The organism is Nitratidesulfovibrio liaohensis, assembly GCF_011682075.1.
GTDB lineage: Bacteria > Desulfobacterota > Desulfovibrionia > Desulfovibrionales > Desulfovibrionaceae > Cupidesulfovibrio > Cupidesulfovibrio liaohensis.
The window spans coordinates 1-546 of record NZ_VSMK01000780.1 but is presented as its reverse complement, the minus strand read 5'-3'; the positions used below and the strand labels follow the sequence as shown (position 1 = coordinate 546).

Sequence of the window (546 nt, the reverse complement as noted above, 5' to 3'; positions counted from 1 at the left end):
TCCCCGCCGGGGTTGGCCAGCCCGCGCATGGGCGAGACGGCGGCGGTGACGGTCAGGCGGGTGCCCGGCGCGGGCCGCAGGGGCGGACTCTGCCATGACAGGGCCAGAAGCCCCGGCAGTGCCGGTTGCTCCCTCTGTTCCGTTGGGGCGGGGGATTCCGTGGAGGGCGGGATAGTGCCCGTTGCCGCGCCCGATGTCGCTGCGGATGCTGTTGCAGCCGTGACGCCCGGCTCGGCAGGTCCGTCAGCGCCGTTCGTCTGCCGTGCGTTCGTCTCTGGCCGCACATGGCGCAGCAGCAGCCGGATGCGCCCGTCGGTGGTGGGGGTGCATTCCGCCACTGTGCCGCTGAAGCGTACCGGGTGCCCGGTGTCGGTCCAGGCGGGTGTTGGCGGCGGCGGTCCGGGTTCACGCAGCCATGCCGCCCCCAGCCCCGCGCAGAAGCACAGCGCGTATACGGCCACCCGCGCCGCTCCGCGCGCCCGCGCGCCCATGCCCAGCCACAGCAGTATCGCTGCCGTAACGGCCCACACGGGTTCGCCCCGTGGC

Annotated in this window: 1 pseudogene; it reads right to left on the bottom strand. The window is 74.2% G+C overall.

What is annotated here, in order from left to right:
- Positions 1–530 (bottom strand): annotated as a pseudogene (locus FVW27_RS19155) (DUF4131 domain-containing protein); the annotation flags it as partial.
- Between the last annotated feature and the right edge of the window lie 16 nt (positions 531–546).